This window comes from Azospirillum formosense (genome assembly GCF_040500525.1).
In the GTDB taxonomy this organism is placed as follows: Bacteria; Pseudomonadota; Alphaproteobacteria; order Azospirillales; family Azospirillaceae; genus Azospirillum; species Azospirillum formosense_A.
On the sequence record NZ_CP159404.1, the window covers coordinates 653,563 to 671,492 of the forward strand.

A 17,930-nucleotide genomic window follows, 5' to 3' on the forward strand; every position below is an offset into this window, starting at 1 on the left:
GCCCAAGGCCCGAGACTTACGCCCCGCGGAACAGGGAATAGCCCCAGGGGGTGAACTTCAGCGGCAGATGATAGTGCTGGTCCACGTCGGTGACGGTGAAGCGGAACGGCGCCTCCTCCAGGAAGGCCGGCTCCGCCGCGCCCACGCCTTGCGCGCGCAGCCAGGGGCCGATGTGGAACACCGCCTCGTAGACGCCCGCCGTCACGCCCGCGCCGCCGACCACCGGATGGTCAAGCGCACCATTGGCACACAAACAGCTTTCCGCTAGCCTGCTCCGCTGTCCGTCCCGCAAAGCATAGAGTTCCACCCGCATCCCCCCGGCGGGCACCCCGCGCGCCACATCCACCGCATGCAACGAAATCCCGCCGGCCATCGGCCCGTCCCTTCCTCTGTGGAGTCCCCATGAACGTCTGGTTGCTGCCTCTGATCGCCATGGCGGCGGTGCAGGCGTTCGTCGGGCTGTGTCTCTTCGCCATTCCGGTGATCGCGCCGCAGGCGGCGCCCGACCTTGGGGTCGATCCGGGGCTTCTCGGCCTTTATACCGCGGTCGTCTTCACCGCCGCCATCCCCGCATCGCTGGGGGCGGGCGGGCTGATCGCGCGCTGGGGGGCGATCCGCACCTGCCAAGCCTGCCTGCTCGCCGCCGCCGGGGCCGCTCTGCTGTCGGCCAGCGCCCTTCCCATCGCCTTCCTGCTGGGGGCGCTGGCGCTGGGCTTCGCCTTCGGACCGGAGACGCCGGCCAGCACGCAGCTGCTGTCCCGCCTGACCCCGCCGGAGAAGCGGCCGCTGGTCTTCTCGCTCCGCCAGACCGGCAACCAGTTCGGCGGCATGGCCGCGGGTTTCGCCGTGCCGCTGCTGGTCCTGTCCATCGGCTGGCAGGCGAGCCTGTTGGTCGTGGCGGGCGCCACCGCCGTACTGGCGCTCATCCTGGAGCCGCTGGCCCGCCGCCACGACGGCGACGACCGCGCCGCCCCCCGTCCCGCCGGCCGCGGCACGCTCAAGCGCGCGCTGGATCTGGTCGCCGGAGAACCGGCGCTGCGGCGGCTGGCCATGGCGGTCTGCGCCTTCTCGGCCATGCAGCTCTGCCTGAACGGCTTCCTGGTCAGCTTCGCGGTGACGGGGCTGGGCTGGAGCCTGCCGCTGGCCGGAACGGCGCTGGCGGTGGCGCAGGGCGCCGGGCTGGTCGGGCGCGTCGGCTGGGGCCTCGTGGCGACGCGCTGGGCGCCGCCCCGCGTCATCCTCGCCGGGCTGGGCATCGCCATGAGCATCGCCGCCGCCCTGGTCGCCATCGCCACCCCCGGCTGGCCGGCGCCCGCCTTCCTGGCCGTCTGCGCCGCCTTCGGCCTGTCGGCGAGCGGCTGGAACGGCCTGTTCGTCTCCGAGGTCGCCCGTCTCGCCCCGCCGGGCCGGGCGGGCGAGGCGACCGGCGGCATGCTCGCCATCGCCTACGCCGGGCTGGTCATCGGGCCGGCGCTGTTCAGCCTGCTGGTCGCCGGAGGCTTCGGCTACTCCGCCGGCTATCTGGCCGCCGCCGCCGTCGCCCTGGCCGGTGCCGCGGCGCTGGTCGTCCCCCTGCCGCCGGCCTCCACCCCGGACCTTTCCACCGCCGCCGAGGACACCCCATGCGCCTGATGAGCGCCCGCCGGATCGCCGAACAGGTCGCCGCCCGCGCGGTGAGCGCCGTCGCCCTCTACGACAATCTGCTGGAGCGGATCGCGGCGGAGAATCCGCGGCTGAACGCCATCGTCCATCTCGACCCGGAGGCCGGCCGGGCGGAGGCGCGGGCCGCCGACGAACGCGCCGCCCGGGGCGAGGCGCTGCCCCTGCTCGGCGTGCCCTTCACGGTGAAGGACAACATCTGGGTGCGCGGCCAGCCGGTCCGCCAGGGATCGCGGCTGTTCGAGGACTTCGTGGCGCCGGAGGACGCGGTGGCGGTGGCCCGGCTGCGCGCCGCGGGCGCCGTCTTCGCGGGGATCACCAACTGCTCCGAATTCGCCTGCAAGGGGGTGACGACCAATCTGCTACACGGCCCGACGCGGAATCCCTGGGATGTGTCGCTGACACCCGGCGGCTCCTCCGGCGGGGCGGCCAGCGCGGTGGCGGCGGGCCTGGCGCCGCTGGCGCTCTGCACCGACGGCGGCGGCTCCACGCGCCGGCCGGCGGCCCATGTCGGGGTGGTCGGCATGAAGCCGTCAGCCGGGATCGTGCCCCACCCCATCGGCTTCGCCGAGCCGGTGTTCGGCAATTCGGTGATCGGCCAGATGGCCGGCTCCGTCGCCGACGCGGCGCTGATGCTCGACGCGCTGGCCGGGCCGGACCCGCGCGACCCGCAATCGGTGGCGCTGCCGGGCTCCTTCGTCCGCGCCGCCGCCACTCCCGACCCGGCGGGCCTGCGCGTCGCCTACAGCCGGCGGCTCGGGCTGGACGTCCCGGTCGATCCGGAGGTCGCCGCCTGCGTGGAGCGCGCCGTCCGCCGCCTCGCCGACGCCGGGGCCATCGTGGAGGAGGCCGACCCGGTCTGGCCCGAAGGGGCCGGGGAAAGCGGCCTGATGCCCCTGCAGTTCGCCGGCCTCGCCGCGCTCCACGGCGAGCGCTACCGCGCGACACCGGAGCTGTTCGACCCGGACATCGGTCAGCAGATCGAGGCCGGGCTGCGCACCAGCGGCGCGGAGGTCGCGCGCGCCCTGCATCTGCGGGAGGAGGCGTACCGCGCGTTCGCCGCCCTCTTCGCGCGCTACGACCTGCTGGTCTGCCCGACGACTCCGGTCACCGCCTGGCCGTTCGACCGGCTCGGACCCGCCACCATCGACGGGCGTCCGGTGTCGCCGCGCGGCCACGCGGTCTTCACCCCGCTGTTCAATCACTGCTACGCGCCGGCCTGCTCGGTCCCTTGCGGGCTGACGGCGAGCGGCGGGCTTCCCGTGGGGCTTCAGATCGCCGGGCCGCGCCTGGGCGACATGGCGGTTCTGCGGCTGGCGGCCGCGGTGGAGGCCACCTGCGGTTACGCTGCCCCCGTTACATGACAGCCTTTTGAAGAAAAGGAGAAAGGGCGATCGGGATAGAGCGGACAGCCTGTTTCCATTACCATCGTATTCTGGCAATCTTCGCCTCAAGAGGGGTGGAGTAAGGAGATACGGGTGAAGACCAGCGAGCCGGACCAGCGGCCTGGATGGTCAGCGCGTCGGTTGTCGATTCTTTTCCTTCTGGTTGCGTTACCACTGATCGCCTTTGAGGTGCACAGCATCCTGGAATTGCGCAAGTCCCGGGAAGCGGAAATCCGCGCGGATTCGATGCAACTTCTGGATCAGGTCGAGTCCGAACAGCAGCGCATCGCGGATGACATTGAACACGTCCTGGTTGCTCTTACCGAAATGGGAGTCGGCCGGCTGCCTCCTGCGGCCTGCCAGGAGACACTTCTTCGGATCAAGGCCAAGTACCCCCCCTACCTGGCTGTGAGCGTCAGCGACCGGTCCGGCACCATCTGGTGCTCCACCGAACCGCAGGCGCGCGGCCTGTCGGTCGCCGACCGCAGCTATTGGCAGGAGGCGCTGGCCAGCGGCAAGCAGGCCAATGGAGCCACCCTGACGTCCCGCACCACCGGGCGCCCCTCCATCCCCTTCGCCCTGGCCTACAGGGACGAGACCGGCGCTCCGGCGGGGGTGGTCGCCGTGTTGCTCGACACCACCTGGCTGAACCTGTTCCTGCGCCAGAAGAACCTGCCCGACGACTCGGAGGTGGTGATCGCCGACCGGTCCGGCATCGTCCTGGCGCACCAGCCGGACACGCCGGACACCGTCGGCAAGCCATTGACCACGCCCTACCAGGCCATGCTGGACCGTGGGGAGCGGCGCGTGGTCGAGGCGCCCGGACCGGACGGCCGGATGCGGGTCACCGCGGTGTCTCCGTTGGCCGCCGGCGTCCCCAACCTCTATGTCCATGTCAGCCTCGACAAGGACCGCTCCATGACGCCGGTCAACGAGGCGGCACGGCGCACCCTCGTGATCTTCGGCGGGCTTTTCCTGTTCGCCGGGCTGACCGTCGGCTGGAGCCTGTGGCGCTTCCTGCGCGCGCACGAGTTGGCGCGCAGCAACGCGCTGCGCATGGCCGCGGTGCTCGGCAGCACGGTGGACGGCGTGATCGAGCTGAATCGCGACTGGCGCTTCACCTACCTGAACGACAAGGCGATCTCCCTGATCGCTCAGGGCCGCGACCTGCGCGGCCGGTCGCTGTGGGACGCCTTTCCGGAGCTGGTCGACACCCCGCTGTGGCACAAGGCCCATCAGGCGATGGTCGATCAGACGCCCACCGACGCCGAGTTCCGGGGCGCGCGCACCGAACGCTGGTTCTGGATGCGGGCCTTTCCCAACGCCGACGGCATGTCCGTCTATCTTCTCGACATCACCCGGCGGCGCCAGGCCGAGGACGACCTGCGCAAGAGCAAGGACCGGCTGAGCCTCGCGCTGGAATCGGCCAGGGCGGGGTCCTTCGATTGGGACCTGACGACCGGCCAGGGCCACTGGTCGGAGGAGACCTTCTTCATCTTCGGGCTCGATCCCGCCGTGCACGAGCCGACCAGCGCCGTCTGGCGGTCGGTGGTCCATCCCGACGATTTCGACATCGCCACGCTGAAGGCCCAGACGGAAATGCTCGCCGAGCGGCGCGCCTACATCCGCCTGGAGTATCGCATCATCCAGCCCGGCGGCGCCATCCGCTGGGTCTCGTCGATCGGGCGCGTCAGCTATGGCCCCGACGGCACACCGCTGCATTTCAGCGGCCTGAACCTCGACATCACCGAGCGCAAGGCGCTGGAGGAGGCGCTGCGCCGCAGCGAGGAGCGGCTGACCATCGCGCTGGCCGCGTCGGAAGCCGGCATCTGGGATTTCGACCTGCGTGACCGGACGCTGGCCTGGTCGGACGGCATGTACCGGCTGTACGGGGTCACCCCGGACACCTTCACGCCCGGCGAGAACAGCTTCTTTGAGCTGGTCCACCCGGCCGACCGGGACACGGTGCGCCGCTTCACGAAGGACGTGCTGGAGGCCCGGCGCTCCGATTACCGGGGGGAGTTCCGCATCCTCCACCCGCGCGAGGGGGTGCGCTGGATCATGGCGATCGGGCGCCCCGTCTATGAGAATGGCCGTCTGGTCCGGCTCAGCGGATTGAACCTCGACATCACCGGGCGCAAGGCGATGGAGGAGGCTCTGCGCGACGCCAAGGCCAAGGCCGACGAAGCCAATGTGTCGAAGTCGAAGTTCCTGGCCGCGGCCAGCCACGACCTGCGCCAGCCGCTGCAATCCGCCCTGCTGTTCGCCGGAGTCCTGCAACGCCACGTCGATCCCGAAAAGGGGCGCGGCCCGCTCGCCTCCCTGGAGCGGGCGCTGGAGACGCTGAAGAATCTGCTCGACAGCCTGCTCGACGTCTCCCGCCTGGATGCCGGCGTCATCACACCGCAGGTCGGCACGCTGCCCCTGCGCCCGTTGCTGGAGGAAATCGAGGCGGCCTACGCCCCCATCGCCGCCAGCAAGGGGCTGGAATTCGCCGTCGCCCAACCCGCCCCGGAGTTGGCGGTGCGCAGCGACCGGCTGCTGCTCGGCCGGATGCTCCGCAATCTGGTGGAGAACGCCATCCGCTACACCGAGGCGGGCTATGTCCGCGTGTCCTGCCAGGCGTCGAACGGGACCGTCCGCATCACCGTGCAGGACAGCGGAATCGGCATCTCGGCCGAGCAGCAGACCAAGGTGTTCGAGGAGTTCCATCAGGTCGGCAACCCGGAACGCGACCGCAGCCAGGGGCTCGGGCTGGGGCTGGCCATCGTGCAGCGGCTGTCGCGGCTGCTGAACCATCCGGTGTCGGTCCGCTCCGAGCCGGCCCACGGCTCGGTCTTCTCCATCGAGGCGCCGCGCGCCGCCGCCCCGGCCATGCCCCTTCCCGCCCCCGAGGCCGAGGCCGCCCCGTCCGGCGACGGCCGGCTGGCCGTTCTGGTCGAGGACGACGTGATCGTCCTGATGGGCTTGCGGACCATCTTCCAAGAATGGGGGTACGAGGTCGTGGTGGCCGGCTCCGCCGAGCAGGCGCTGGAACGGTTGCGCGGGCTGGCCCGCCGGCCCGACCTGATCATCGCCGATTACCGGCTGCGCAACGGCCGGATCGGCACGGACGCCATCGTGCAAATCCGCGGGCAGGTCGGCTCGCCGGTTCCCGCCATCATCCTGACCGGCGAGATCGGCACGGACTGCGACCGCGACGCGGCGGCGCTTGGACTCGCCGTGGTGCGCAAGCCGATCACGCCACGGCAGCTGCAAGGCGCCATCCAGGATCTCCTGAACCACAACCCGTTGAGCCAGACCGGGGATTGAGCCGCTTCCCGACCGGCGGCCGTAGCCGGGGGCGGTGGACAAAAAGCGGACCAGCCTTGACGGGGCAGTGGCGCTGCCCTATATTGTGCACTGCAACATAACGATAAGCCCTTTCTCCAGGGGGAGACGCCTTCTCAATCCTTTGAGGAGGTCCCTTATGAACACGCCTTCGAACTTCGCTTCCGCCCTTCCCTCCGAACGCGAGCTGCAGCGCATCCGCCGCAAGGCGGCACGGTTGCGCGCCGACCATCTCCGCGCCTTGCTGGGCCGGCTGGCCGCGTTCGTCAAAGGACGGACGGCGGACATCGATCCCCGCCACCTCGGTGGCGGCCGGGCCGCCGGTTGACGACGGCCATCCCGGATTTTTCCCTGACACAGCGGCAGTAACGCCCCGCCACGCCCGGGAGGCCCTTTCGGGGGCGCACCCCTTTTGCGGGCGCAAGGCGGCGGCGCCGGCCCGGCGGCGGTTCGCGACAGCGGCGCCGCGCGGGCCGGTTGTTCTTCGGTTGGAGTTTTTGACATGCAGAAACGAGCGGTCGCCCTGGGCGGCTTCGGTGGATTCAACCTGCACGGCGCGGGCGTGCTGACGGCGCTCGACCGCCTGGAGCGGATGCCCGACCTGTTCACGGTCACCTCCGGGCAGATCGTCGTGCTGGCCGCCTGGCTGCGCGGCGAGGACGTGCGCCGCCTGCTTCTCGAACACACGGGGGCGTCCGGCGGGCTGCTCCAGGCGTGGCAGACCGCCCTGTTCGGGCACAAGGGCGTGTTCCGTCCGGTGCTGGGCGAGCATGCGCGGCGCTGGCTGGATGTCCCGCTGTCGCCCTCGGCGGTTCTGGAGCGGCTGATGCCGGCCCGCCAATACGCCCCGGTGCGCGACCGCGACACCGTGGCCGAGATCGCCCGCACCCTGAACGAGGCCGAGGTCGGCGTCGTCTTCAACACCTACGACTTCCGCTCCGGCAACGGGCTGCTCCACGGCAACGCCGCCGCCCGCCGCCTGATGGCCGGCGAGGTCGGGCTGGAGGACATCACCGCCGAGGCGGTGGAAAGCGCCCTCTGGCTCTATCTCTACGGCTTCGAGGAGGCGCCCGGCGGGCTGATCGACGGCGCGTATCACCGCAGCATCGTCCTGTCGGAGCTGCACGGCTTCGACGAGGTGACGGTGGCCGCCCCCTTCCCGGTTTCGTGGATCGGGCCGGTGCCGCGCAACCAGCTGGAGGTGGAGAACTGGAAGATCCGCCAGTGGTTCGCCAACTCCTACAAGGCGGAGGTCGCGCGGCTGCGCCGGGTGATCGAGCTGATGGAGCGCGGCACGCTCAACGACCCGGCCTACCGCATCCGCTCCCTGACCGAACTGCCGCTGCGCCGCCATTACGGCTACTTCGACTATTTCACCGAGAAGGCCGAGGTGTTCGACGACGCGCTGGCCCAGGCGCTCGACCATTTCGGCGGCCCGGCGCACGAGCGGCGGCGCGCCGGCTGACCGGGTGATGCCGTCGAGCGTGCGTCCGGACTTGGGCCCGGCGGCTCAGGCCGCGCGGGCCTCCACCAGCTTCACGCAATCGCCCATCACGAAGCGGCTCTCCACCGCCCCCATGCCGGCCCGCGGCAGATGGGCCTCGTAGCCGGCGGTGTAGCGGGCGCCGAAGGCGAAGCTCAGCCAGGGCGACACCACGCGCATCCACAGACGGGCCGCCGCCCGCTCCGACTGCGTGTAGTCGAGGATGCGCAGCGTCCCCTCCGGCTTCAGGATGCGCCGCATCTCGCGCAGCACCGGCACCTGAAGCTCCTCCGGCAGGACGCAGAAGACGAAGGTCGCCACCACATGGTCGAAGTGGCCATCGGGAAAGCCGGTGGCCGCGAGATCCAGCACCTGGAACTCCACCGCCCGCCCCAGCCGGTCCGCCCGCCGGGCGGCGCGGCCCAGCATGGCCGGGCTGGCGTCCACCGCGGTCACGTGGGCGCCCGCTGGGTAGAAGGGGATGTTGCAGCCGGTGCCGGCCCCGGCGTCGAGGATGCGCCCGGACAGGCCCTGGAACGTGCCCCGCCGCAGGCGCCGCTTCCACATCACCTCATAGCCGAGGTCCAACGCGTCGTAGAGCGGGGCGATGCGTTCGTAGGTACGCACATAGCCGGTCTGCATGGTTCGAAGCCTCCGCCGGCGCGGCCGGCCCGCAGCGATGGCGCGGAGGGCCGGAAGCGCGTTTCGCCTGTTCTTCCTTTCATAGCAGGCGAATGTGACGGATCATCGCGCCTGGGGTCCAAAGCCCGAAACGGAATGGAGATGGCATGGATGCGCTGAACCCGGCGGCGGAGGCCCGCCGTCAGGCCGGCCTGGAAATCCAGGCGCTGGCCGAGGATTTCGAACAGAGCGACGAGGCCGCCTTCCTGCGGATGCGCATCATCGGCGGGGTGGTGGCGGGTGTGGTGACTCTGGTCCTGCTGGTGCTGCTGACCGCCGGGGCGGACTGGCGCTACCTGTTCGGCTTCTGGGTGGTGATCGTCGGCTTCATCGGAATCGGCTACGCCGTGTCCGTCTACCGCCAGCGGCAGCAGACCGCCCGGCTGCGCGCCCTGGCGAACCGCTGGCTGACCGGCGGGACGGTTCCGCCGGTCTGAGGAAAGGGCCGGTCCGCGGAGAAGGCCGGTCCGAGGGGAGACGGGGTCAGGAGGCGCGCGAGCCGCGGCGCTTGCGTCGGCGCTGGAAGCTCTGGATGCGCTCGATCACTTCGCCCATGTCGGCCGCCTCCTCGACCTCGCCGAGATGCAGGAGGACGCGGATGTATGTGTCGATCAGGCCGAGAACGGCCTCCTCGTCGGTCACGCCATAGGCCGCTTGGCCCAGGGCGTCGACGATCAGGGTCCCGCTGTCGGCCAGCGCCTCGGCCACCTCGTTGATGGCCAGGTCGAGGGCGGTGTCGTCCCCCTCCGGCGCTTCCAGCACCGGATCGAGGATGTCGGGAAAGGAAAGCCGGTCGGCGGGATAGCCAGCCATTGGCAACTCTCCAAGAAAAAACAGGGCCGTGAACCGGCCCCTGGTGCGCGCGAACGGAGGGCGGGTGTCCCCCTTCTGGTGATTCGTGGCCCGATGAAACGTGGCGGCGAGGGAAGATGGCCGCGTCAGGCGGCCATCGGCTCCACGGCGTCGGCCAGGACGTCGGCGTCCTCCGCGACGGGCAGGCCCGTCCAGGGAATCAGCTCGCGCCCGGTGTTGGCGAGGCGCTTGGCCTCCATGTGCCCGATCACCGCGGTGCCTTCCCGGGCGATCCGCAGGATGTCGCCGTCCTCCGGAACCAGCGCCCGTTCCACGCCGCAGGCGCGGGCGAGGCGGGCGTGGGCCTCCAGATGCTCCATCGTGCCGTGCACCGGCACGGAGAAGCGCGGGCGGATCAGGTCGTACATGCGGATCAGGTCGTCCCGCTTCGGGTGGCCCGACACATGCACCGGCGCGTCGGCGGGGGTCACCACCGTCACGCCCTTGGCCTTCAGATGGTCCTGCACGTCGGCCAGCACCACCTCGTTGCCGGGGATGGCGCGGGCGGAGAAGATCACCGTGTCGCCGCTCTCCAGCCACAGGTCGCGGTGGCCGTCGCGGGCGAGCCGGCTCAGCGCCGCCCGCTCCTCGCCCTGGCTGCCGGTGCACAGGAACACGAGGTTCCGGCGCGGCGTCCAGGAGGCCTCCATGATGGAGATGAACTCCGGAGCCTTTTCCAGATAGCCGCTGGCGCGGGCCGCCTTCTCCATGCGCAGCATCGAGCGGCCGACCAGCACCACCTTGCGGTCGTGGGCCGCCGCGGCCTCCGCCACCGCCTGCATGCGGGCGACGTTGGACGCGAAGCCGGTCACCGCAATGGCGCCTTTGCGCCCGGCGAAGGCCTCGATCAGGCCGGCGCGGGCATCCGCCTCCGACCCCGTGGTGCCGTCGACGTTGGCGTTGGTGCTGTCGCACATCATCGCCAGCACGCCGCGGTCGCCCAGCCGCTTCAGCGCGTCCAGGTCCATGGTCGGGCCGACCAGCGGGTGCGGGTCGAACTTCCAGTCGCCGGTGTGCAGGACCGTGCCGGCCTTGGTGTGGATCGCCACCGACACCGGCTCGGGGATCGAGTGGGTGACGGTGATGGTCTCGATGCCGAAGGGGCCGATCTCGAAGGAGGCGCCCGGCTCGAACACCCGGATGCGGGCATGGCGCAGGCCGCCGGTCTCCTTCAGCCGGTCACGGATGACGTGCGCGGCGAAGGGGGTCGCGTAGATCGGGCATTCCAGCCCCGGCCACAGATGGTGGATGGCGCCGATGTGGTCTTCATGGGCGTGGGTGACGACCAGCCCGACCACCTCGTCCATCCGCTCCTCGATGAAGGAGGGGTCGGCCATCAGGCTGTCGATGCCCGGCGCCTCGTCGCCCATGAAGGCGACGCCGGCGTCCACGATCAGCCATTTTCCGGCATGACCGTAGAGCGCCATGTTCATGCCGATGCGCGAACAGCCGCCGAGCGGGATGAACAGGATCTCGTCGTGGCCCGGCACCGGGCCGGGAACCGGAGCGCCCGGCGGACGGGTCGCCTTGGGACGCTCGTAGGGCTTGGGGTTCTGGTTCTTCTGGAAACGCGGGCCGCCGGACTTGCCGCTGCGCACATCACCAACAATCGTGTTCGGGCGGTTGCCGCCAAAATTCGAGTTCGGGCGGTTGCCGCCCTTGGGCGCCGCGCGGCGGCGCTTGTTATCAAACGTCATACGTCCTTCTTGCTTCACAACATCTCAGCCGGCATTCAACGCTGCCGGACGGGCGTGCATCGCGTGTCGATGCGGATCTCGGGGTCTCCCCGGCCATCGGCGGCGCCAGGACCGTGGGGATGGGTCGAGGCAGCCGGCCGAACCGGCCAGGGAGAGCGGTGTTCGAGCCAGTAATCCAGATGGCGACGCCGGTCAACCGCTGAATCACGACCCGGAAAGGGCTTCGCCGGTCGGTCACCCGAAGGTTACGGCCATCCGCCGGCGGTGTTGCACATATGTTTCCTTCGCGGCGGCGTTCAAGGGGCCGTTCAGGAGACGGTTCGCGCGCGGAAATCGCCGCGTCGGCGCGAAACGGCATGGGCCGCGCGGATTGCGGGGTTGCGGGCTCCCGGACGGCTTCCGGTTGGCTGGCCTGTGCGGAGCGCATGGCAAAGAGATGGCAAAGCCAGCGCCGGCCCGCGATCCTTCGGCGCCTGCCCTGTTGTTTGCGGACGCCCGGCGAACGGGCACTGTCCAAATGGGGAGCATCCCATGTCCGACTATGAATCCAGGTGGAGGAACGACCAGGGCGCCCGCCGCGACGACGACCGGTGGGAGCGCGACCGCGGACGCGGCGAAAGCCGCGAGTGGAGCGCCGGTTCCCACCAGAACCGCGGCCGGGACGAGTTCGGTCAATCGAATTGGGGCCAATCCGGATCAGGTCAGGCCGGCCGTTCCGGCATGATGGGCGGCGGCCGCCAGCCGGGCTATGGTTATGAGGGCCAGGGCCGCGAAGGCTTCGATTACGGCCGCGACTATTGGCGCCAGCAGGAAGGCCGGGGCGACTACGGCCAGGGTTCCTATGGCCAGGGCTCCTATGGTCAGGGCTCCGGCAACCGCGATTACGGGCGCTCCGATTATGGCCGCTCCGATTATGGCCGCGACTACGGGTCCCGAGGCTCCTTCGGCCAGGGCCAGCGCGACTGGCGCTCCCGCGATGACCGCCAGAACTACGAAGACCGTGGCGACTACGGCCAGGACTTCGGTTACCGCGGCGGCTTCGGCCGCTCCGATTACGGCAGCGGGGCCTATGGCGGCCGCGATTACGGCAGCCGCGACTACGGCGGCATGGACTACGGCTCCGGCTCCCGCGGCTATGGGAACCGGGACTACAGCAGCCGCGATTACGGCAACCGCGACTATGGCCGGATGGGCTACGGCGGCGGAAGCGGCTACGGCCGCAACGAGGACCGCGGATTCTTCGAACGGGCGGGCGACGAGGTGGCCTCCTGGTTCGGTGACGAGGACGCGGAACGCCGCCGCCGCATGGACGCCCGCAACGACGATCCCGGCGCCCAGCACCACCGGGGCCGCGGGCCGCGCGGCTACACCCGCTCCGACGACCGCATCCGCGAGGATGTGAACGACCGCCTGACCGACGATCCCTACATCGACGCGTCGGAGATCGACGTGACCGTCAGCAACAGCGAGGTCACGCTGAGCGGCACGGTGGGCGACCGCCGGACCAAGCGCCGCGCCGAGGACATGGCCGAGACCATCTCCGGCGTCCGCCACGTGCAGAACAACCTGCGCGTCCGCGAGCAGACCTTCGGCGGCACCGGCACCACCGCCGGTGCGTCGGCGATGGCCGGGCTCGGCACCACCGGGTCCTCGAACACTGGCATGAGCGGCACCGGCATGAGCGGGTCCACGACGGGCACGTCGAGCACCTCCGGGACCGGCATGTCCGGCACCGGGATGAGCGGAACCTCCGGCAGTTCGGACAGCACCAGCCGCACCGGCGCCTCCAGCACCACCACGGGCACCACCACGGGCAGCAGCACGACCGGCAGCAACATCCGCTGACCGTTCCCGCCTGACCGTACCCGACGCGCCCCTCCCGCCTTCACCGGCGGGAGGGGCTTTTCCTGTCCGGCGTCAGTCGCCGTCCTGGCGTTGCTCCGCAGGCTTCTCGGCGCGGGTCAGGTTGAAGGCGGTGTTGATCAGCGCGATGTGCGAGAAGGCCTGCGGGAAGTTGCCGACCAGCCGCTTCGCCGACGTGTCGTACTCCTCCGACAGCAACCCCAGATCGTTGCGCAGGGCGAGCAGCCTGTTGAACAGCGCCTCGGCCTCCGCCTTGCGCCCCTGCAGCACATAGACGTCGGCCAGCCAGAAGGAGCAGGCGAGGAACACCCCTTCCCCGTTGGGCAGCCCGTCGTCGGTCCTCTCCGTCCGGTAGCGCAGGACGAGCCCGTCCTGAAGCAATTCCTCCTCGATGGCCGCGACCGTGCCCTGGATTCGGGGATCGTCCACCGGCAGGAAGCCGACCATCGGCAGCATCAGCAGAGCCGCATCGACATGGCTGGCCCCGTAATGCTGAACGAAGCTGTTTCGCTCCTTCGAGAAGCCGTGGGCACAGACATCCTCGAAGATGGCCTGCCGCAGCGCCTTCCAGCGCTCCAACGGGGCGTCCAGGCCGAACTTCTCCGCGCTCTTCACCATGCGGTCCACGGCGACCCAGGCCATCACCTTGGAATGGGTGAAATGCTGCGTCCCGCCGCGCACTTCCCAGATTCCCTCATCGGGCTGGTCCCACACCGATTCCATGTGGTCGAGCAAGGCGCACTGGACGTGCCAGGCCTCCGGCTGGATCTCGATGCCGCGCATCCGCGCCTGGTGCGCCGCGTCCATCATCTCGCCATACACGTCGAGCTGGAGCTGCGGGGCCGCGGCGTTGCCGACGCGGACCGGGCTGGCGCCTTCGTAGCCCGGCAGCCACGGCACCTCCCATTCCAGCAGGCGCCGCTCTCCGGCGATGCCGTACATGATCTGGATCTGCTGCGGGCTGCCGGCGATGGTGCGCATGCCCCAGTCGCGCCAGTCGCGCGCCTCCTGCAGATAGCCGGCGTTCATCAGCGCCAGCAGCGTCAAGGTGGCGTCGCGCAGCCAGCAATAGCGGTAGTCCCAGTTGCGCACCCCGCCCAGTTGCTCGGGAAGCGAGGTGGTCGGCGCCGCGACGATGCCGCCGGTCGGCCGGTAGGTCAGCGCCTTCAGCGTGACCAGGGAACGCACCACCGCGTCCCGCCAGGGGCCGCCGTAGGCGCAGCGCCCGCTCCACTCCTCCCAGAACCGCTCGGTCTCCGCCAGGGCCTGCTCGGCGTCGACCGGCTCAGGCAAAGGCAGGTGCGAGGGAGAATAGGTCATCACGAAGCTGAGGCTCTCGCCATCCGCCACGGTGAAATCGGCGACCGTGCTCAGATCCTCGCCGTGGATCGGGGCGCTGGTGTGCAGGACGACCATGTCCGGCCCGGCGATGGCGCGCAGCGTGCTCGGGCCGATCCGCGTCACCCACGGCACGACGTGCCCGTAGCCGAAGCGCAGGGTCAGGTCCATCCGCATGGCGACGCGCCCGCGCCGCCCGCGCAGGATGCGCACGACATCCGACGCCTCGCCGCGCGGCGGCATGAAGTCGATCATGGTGACGGCGCCCTCGGCCGTCTCGAACTCCGTCTCCAGGATCAGGCTGTCGCCGCGGTAGCGCCGGGTCGTGCGGGCGTCGGGGTCGCTCGGGCGCAGCAGCCAGCGCCCGTTCTCCGGCGTGCCGAGAAGTGCCGCGAAGCAGGCGTCGGAATCGAAGCGCGGCCAGCACAGCCAGTCGATGGAACCTTCGGCGGACAGCAGGGCTGCGGTTTCGCAGTCTCCCAGAAGGGCATAATCCTCGATGCGGGAGGCCATGGCACGCTCTCGAACGATTGGGGATGTGCTCTTGGGCAACGGCCCGCGGCGGTTCCGGTTCCCTTCGGCCGAGGCCCCGCCCAGACCAAGGTCGGTCATCCGGTTTGACGATTCTGGCCGCCGGTCCCGCGTGGTAGCGTTTTCGCCCGCCTTTCCGATCCGCCCCTCCGATCCGCCTCGCCGCGGACGACGCCGCGAGGCCATCATGGACACCGGACGCGCCACAGCCCGGCGGCACGCACCCCGCCCTGCCCGCCTCGCGACGATTCCTCTCTGTGCCGCTCTTGTGCTGGCCGGGCTTGCGACGGCGGCGGCGGGAACGGAGCCTCCCACCGTCTCCCTGCGGCCCGGCGCCGACATCCAGGCGGCGGTGGACCGCCATCCTCCCGGCACGCGCTTCCGGCTGGAGGCCGGCGTCCACCGCCTGCAATCCATCGTTCCGAAGGACGGCAACCGCTTCTCGGGCGCACCCGGCGCCGTGTTGAGCGGCGCGCGGCGGCTCACCGCCTTCGTCCGCCACGGCTCCGTCTGGATCGCCCGCGGACAGACCCAGGAGGGCCGGGTCAACGCGGCGGAGTTCTGCCGCCCGGGCTTCCCCCGCTGCGCCCGCCCGGAGGACCTGTTCATCGACGACGCGCCGCTGCTGCATGTCGGCAGCCGGGCCGCCGTCGGGCCGGGACGCTGGTTCTTCGATTACGGCGCCGACGAGATCGTGATCGGCGACGATCCCGCCGGGCGCACCGTCGAGACCAGCGTCACCCCCCGCGCCTTCGGGGGCACGGCGTCGGGCGTCGTGATCGAGGCGCTGACCATCGAGAAATACGCCGCCCCCATCCAGGCCGCCGCCGTGGACGCGGAGTTCGGCCCCGGCTGGACCGTCCGCAACAGCGTCCTGCGCCTGAACCACGGGGTCGGCGTCAACGCCGGCAACGGCAGCCGCATCCTCGGCAACCGCATCCTCGACAACGGCCACGCCGGCTTTTCCGGTTCGGGGACGGATTTTCTGATCGCCGGCAACGAGATCGCCCGCAACGGCTATGCCGGCGTCGATTTCCATTGGGAGGGCGGCGGCGGCAAGATCACCGAATCCGCTGGCGGCGGGCTCCTCCGCGGCAATTGCGTCCACGACAATGTGGGGGCCGGACTCTGGGCCGACATTGATGTCCACCGGCTGGTGATCGAGGACAATCTGGTCTTCGGCAACGCCGACAACGGCATCACCTACGAAATCAGCTACGACGGGGTGATCCGCGGCAACCGGGTCGCCGACAACGGGCAGCGCGGCCAGGGCTGGTTCTGGGGGGCCCAGATCCTAATCTCCAGCGCGCGCGGCGTGAAGGTCTACGGCAACGACATCGACGTGCCGGCCGGCTACGGCAACGCGGTGACGGTGGTGTCCCAGGACCGCGCGCCCTACACCCCCGCGGTCGGCAACGAGATTTTCGACAACCGCATCGTCATCCGCAACGCCGACGCGCGCGTTGGCGCCGTTACCGACGTGGACACCGACAACGCGGCGGTCGCCGCCGGCAACCGGCTCTACGGCAACCGCTACCATCTGGCCGATCCGGGGGAGCGGGTCTGGTTCTGGAACGACGCGGAGGCCGACTGGAACGCCATCCGCGCCCAGGGGCAGGAGACGGCAAGCGTCGTCCAGGGCGGCCTTCCCCCGAAGACGCCGCTGGCCTGCCCCTCGGGGATGCTGACGGAAGGAAAACGCTGATCGAGCGCCTCCATTTTACTTCCATAGAGAGAAAGTCTATCAGGACCCATCAATCAAAAATCCGCAAAGCACTGTTACAATTTTGAAAAACTTACTAATTTGGAGGTATTTTGCGGATATCAGCGTACAGTATTATGATCTTGTTTGCGATTGACGGTCAAAAACTCCTGGGATGTTATAGCATGGAAGCAGTCGCAAGATCCTCTCGCGGCATCGCTTTCCCTCGCGATCCGGTTCACTTGACCGAACAGGGCCAAAGTCTTCGCAACAGTGATGTTGACGGCGATGTTGGCGGCGGTCCTGGCCAGCTCCGCGGTTCGGCGTGTCCATGGCGTGTGGCAGAAGGAGGTCTTGTATGTTGCCGTGCAAAGACGGAGCGCGCTCGCCCGACGCCGCCCGCCGCACCCCATCCTTCACGACCATCACGCCCAACCGCATCCTGGCCGCCTTTCCCCTGGCCGCCGCCCCGATGAACGATTCCGGCCCGCTCGGCTCCTATTACCGGATGTCCGGCGGCGGACGGCCCCTGGGGGAGGATCAGATCGTCACCGCCATCCTGCACGACGAGACGCCGCTCACCCGGGAAAGCCTGTCCACCAGCCTGAACCTGTGCGGCCGGGGGGTACGGGTGCTGACGGCGGCGTCCCTGGCCGATCTGGAAAGCGTGGTGCGGCGGGACGGCGCGCCGGACGTGGCGCTGGCCAATTTCAGCGGGCGGCTCGCCTCCGATCCGGAGTTCCGGCCGAGGCTGGCCGAGCTTCTGGAGGTGCTGGGCGGCATTCCGCTCATCATGCTGTCGGATTCCGACGAGACGGCGACCGCGCTGGAGGCCATCCGGCAGGGCGCGCACGGCTACATCTCCACCACCGTCGGACTCACCATGGCGCTGGAGGCGATCCGTCTGGTGGCGGCCGGCGGCATCTTCGTTCCGGCGACCATCCTGCACCGGCTGATCCTGGAGCAGGGCACGGTGACGGAGCCGCTGCTTCACGCCGCGTTATCCGTGCCGGCGCCCGCGGTCAACGGCAAGCCCCACCTGACCCAACTGACCCCGCGCCAGATCGCCGTCCTGGAATGCCTTCAGGAAGGCAAGCCGAACAAGGTCATCGCCCACCAGCTGGGCATGCGGGAAAGCACCGTCAAAGTGCATGTGCGGAACATCCTGCGGCGGCTCGGCGCCACCAACCGGACGGAAGCGGTCTGCCGCGTCATGCGCGAGGAGGAGTGATGCCGCCGAGCGGAGGTTCCGACTTGCGCTCGACGGCAAGGGCCGTGACGGCGGCCGCGCAGGCCGCCTGAGGGCGAGCGAAAACCTGATGGGTCAGGATTCACGCTCGGCGGTATGAGCCGGCGCAGCAAAACGCAGGAAAATGGCGCGGGGGCGCCCCGCACCGTTTTCCCGCGCC

General features: G+C 70.0%; 15 protein-coding genes. 9 read left to right on the forward strand and 6 right to left on the reverse strand.

Annotated elements, in window-relative coordinates:
• Positions 1-16: 16 nt before the first annotated feature.
• Complete coding sequence (locus tag ABVN73_RS23620) at positions 17-373, reverse strand: hydroxyisourate hydrolase (protein WP_353861028.1); 357 nt, start codon at positions 371-373, stop codon at positions 17-19.
• Between the two features lie 29 nt (positions 374-402).
• On the opposite strand from ABVN73_RS23620, the gene ABVN73_RS23625 reads away from it, so the two are divergent.
• Together ABVN73_RS23625 and ABVN73_RS23630 are read left to right on the forward strand one after the other, a co-directional pair.
• Complete coding sequence (locus ABVN73_RS23625) at positions 403-1,632, forward strand: MFS transporter (RefSeq protein WP_353861029.1); 1,230 nt, start codon at positions 403-405, stop codon at positions 1,630-1,632.
• Entirely contained in the window at positions 1,623-3,023 is a 1,401-nt protein-coding gene (locus ABVN73_RS23630) for an amidase family protein (protein ID WP_353861030.1), read from the forward strand. The genes ABVN73_RS23625 and ABVN73_RS23630 overlap by 10 nt, the downstream gene beginning before the upstream one ends.
• 189 nt (positions 3,024-3,212) lie before the next feature.
• Here the strand turns inward: ABVN73_RS23630 and ABVN73_RS23635 are convergent, their stop codons facing one another.
• On the reverse strand, positions 3,213-3,350 hold the full coding sequence (locus tag ABVN73_RS23635) for a hypothetical protein (protein ID WP_353861443.1): 138 nt from the start codon (positions 3,348-3,350) through the stop codon (positions 3,213-3,215).
• Here ABVN73_RS23635 and ABVN73_RS23640 point away from each other — a divergent pair.
• The 3 genes from ABVN73_RS23640 to ABVN73_RS23650 all read left to right on the forward strand — a co-directional run bounded on the left by ABVN73_RS23640 (position 3,291) and on the right by ABVN73_RS23650 (position 7,839).
• Entirely contained in the window at positions 3,291-6,356 is a 3,066-nt protein-coding gene (locus ABVN73_RS23640) for a PAS domain-containing protein (protein WP_353861031.1), read from the forward strand. The two genes, ABVN73_RS23635 and ABVN73_RS23640, sit on opposite strands and share 60 nt — an antisense overlap.
• Positions 6,357-6,513: 157 nt before the next feature.
• Positions 6,514-6,702, forward strand: a complete 189-nt coding sequence (locus ABVN73_RS23645; protein ID WP_353861032.1) for a hypothetical protein — start codon at positions 6,514-6,516, stop codon at positions 6,700-6,702.
• A gap of 174 nt (positions 6,703-6,876) precedes the next feature.
• Positions 6,877-7,839, forward strand: coding sequence for a hypothetical protein (locus ABVN73_RS23650; protein ID WP_353861033.1), 963 nt, complete (start codon positions 6,877-6,879; stop codon positions 7,837-7,839).
• Positions 7,840-7,884: 45 nt separating this feature from the next.
• On the opposite strand, the gene ABVN73_RS23655 is transcribed toward ABVN73_RS23650, so the two are convergent.
• Positions 7,885-8,499, reverse strand: coding sequence for a class I SAM-dependent methyltransferase (locus ABVN73_RS23655; RefSeq protein ID WP_353861034.1), 615 nt, complete (start codon positions 8,497-8,499; stop codon positions 7,885-7,887).
• 146 nt (positions 8,500-8,645) lie between these two features.
• Between ABVN73_RS23655 and ABVN73_RS23660 the strand changes: the two genes are divergently transcribed.
• Positions 8,646-8,975 carry a hypothetical protein gene (locus tag ABVN73_RS23660; protein WP_353861035.1) on the forward strand — a complete coding sequence of 110 codons (330 nt, stop codon included), beginning with the start codon at positions 8,646-8,648 and terminating at the stop codon, positions 8,973-8,975.
• Between the two features lie 46 nt (positions 8,976-9,021).
• Here the strand turns inward: ABVN73_RS23660 and ABVN73_RS23665 are convergent, their stop codons facing one another.
• Positions 9,022-9,351 (reverse strand): hypothetical protein, encoded by a 330-nt coding sequence (locus tag ABVN73_RS23665; RefSeq protein WP_353861036.1) that lies wholly within the window; start codon positions 9,349-9,351, stop codon positions 9,022-9,024.
• A gap of 125 nt (positions 9,352-9,476) precedes the next feature.
• Complete coding sequence (locus ABVN73_RS23670) at positions 9,477-11,087, reverse strand: ribonuclease J (protein WP_353861037.1); 1,611 nt, start codon at positions 11,085-11,087, stop codon at positions 9,477-9,479.
• A gap of 531 nt (positions 11,088-11,618) precedes the next feature.
• Here ABVN73_RS23670 and ABVN73_RS23675 point away from each other — a divergent pair.
• Positions 11,619-12,932 (forward strand): BON domain-containing protein, encoded by a 1,314-nt coding sequence (locus tag ABVN73_RS23675; protein ID WP_353861038.1) that lies wholly within the window; start codon positions 11,619-11,621, stop codon positions 12,930-12,932.
• 72 nt (positions 12,933-13,004) lie between these two features.
• Here ABVN73_RS23675 and ABVN73_RS23680 read toward each other — a convergent pair whose 3' ends face one another.
• Complete coding sequence (locus ABVN73_RS23680; RefSeq protein WP_353861039.1) at positions 13,005-14,801, reverse strand: glycoside hydrolase family 15 protein; 1,797 nt, start codon at positions 14,799-14,801, stop codon at positions 13,005-13,007.
• A 205-nt stretch (positions 14,802-15,006) separates the two neighbouring features.
• On the opposite strand from ABVN73_RS23680, the gene ABVN73_RS23685 reads away from it, so the two are divergent.
• Together ABVN73_RS23685 and ABVN73_RS23690 are read left to right on the forward strand one after the other, a co-directional pair.
• Positions 15,007-16,524 carry a right-handed parallel beta-helix repeat-containing protein gene (locus tag ABVN73_RS23685; RefSeq protein WP_353861040.1) on the forward strand — a complete coding sequence of 506 codons (1,518 nt, stop codon included), beginning with the start codon at positions 15,007-15,009 and terminating at the stop codon, positions 16,522-16,524.
• A 355-nt stretch (positions 16,525-16,879) separates the two neighbouring features.
• Positions 16,880-17,752 carry a response regulator transcription factor gene (locus ABVN73_RS23690; RefSeq protein ID WP_353861041.1) on the forward strand — a complete coding sequence of 291 codons (873 nt, stop codon included), beginning with the start codon at positions 16,880-16,882 and terminating at the stop codon, positions 17,750-17,752.
• Positions 17,753-17,930: the final 178 nt, after the last annotated feature.

Excerpts from the sequence above, each read along its gene's own strand:
- ABVN73_RS23620 (WP_353861028.1), bottom strand. The coding sequence starts at position 373 with ATGGCCGGCGGGATTTCGTTGCATGCGGTGGATGTGGCGCGCGGGGTG.
- ABVN73_RS23625 (WP_353861029.1), top strand. The coding sequence starts at position 403 with ATGAACGTCTGGTTGCTGCCTCTGATCGCCATGGCGGCGGTGCAGGCG.
- ABVN73_RS23630 (WP_353861030.1), top strand. The coding sequence starts at position 1,623 with ATGCGCCTGATGAGCGCCCGCCGGATCGCCGAACAGGTCGCCGCCCGC.
- ABVN73_RS23640 (WP_353861031.1), top strand. The coding sequence starts at position 3,291 with ATGCAACTTCTGGATCAGGTCGAGTCCGAACAGCAGCGCATCGCGGAT.
- ABVN73_RS23645 (WP_353861032.1), top strand. The coding sequence starts at position 6,514 with ATGAACACGCCTTCGAACTTCGCTTCCGCCCTTCCCTCCGAACGCGAG.
- ABVN73_RS23650 (WP_353861033.1), top strand. The coding sequence starts at position 6,877 with ATGCAGAAACGAGCGGTCGCCCTGGGCGGCTTCGGTGGATTCAACCTG.
- ABVN73_RS23655 (WP_353861034.1), bottom strand. The coding sequence starts at position 8,499 with ATGCAGACCGGCTATGTGCGTACCTACGAACGCATCGCCCCGCTCTAC.
- ABVN73_RS23660 (WP_353861035.1), top strand. The coding sequence starts at position 8,646 with ATGGATGCGCTGAACCCGGCGGCGGAGGCCCGCCGTCAGGCCGGCCTG.
- ABVN73_RS23665 (WP_353861036.1), bottom strand. The coding sequence starts at position 9,351 with ATGGCTGGCTATCCCGCCGACCGGCTTTCCTTTCCCGACATCCTCGAT.
- ABVN73_RS23670 (WP_353861037.1), bottom strand. The coding sequence starts at position 11,087 with ATGACGTTTGATAACAAGCGCCGCCGCGCGGCGCCCAAGGGCGGCAAC.
- ABVN73_RS23675 (WP_353861038.1), top strand. The coding sequence starts at position 11,619 with ATGTCCGACTATGAATCCAGGTGGAGGAACGACCAGGGCGCCCGCCGC.
- ABVN73_RS23680 (WP_353861039.1), bottom strand. The coding sequence starts at position 14,801 with ATGGCCTCCCGCATCGAGGATTATGCCCTTCTGGGAGACTGCGAAACC.
- ABVN73_RS23685 (WP_353861040.1), top strand. The coding sequence starts at position 15,007 with ATGGACACCGGACGCGCCACAGCCCGGCGGCACGCACCCCGCCCTGCC.
- ABVN73_RS23690 (WP_353861041.1), top strand. The coding sequence starts at position 16,880 with ATGTTGCCGTGCAAAGACGGAGCGCGCTCGCCCGACGCCGCCCGCCGC.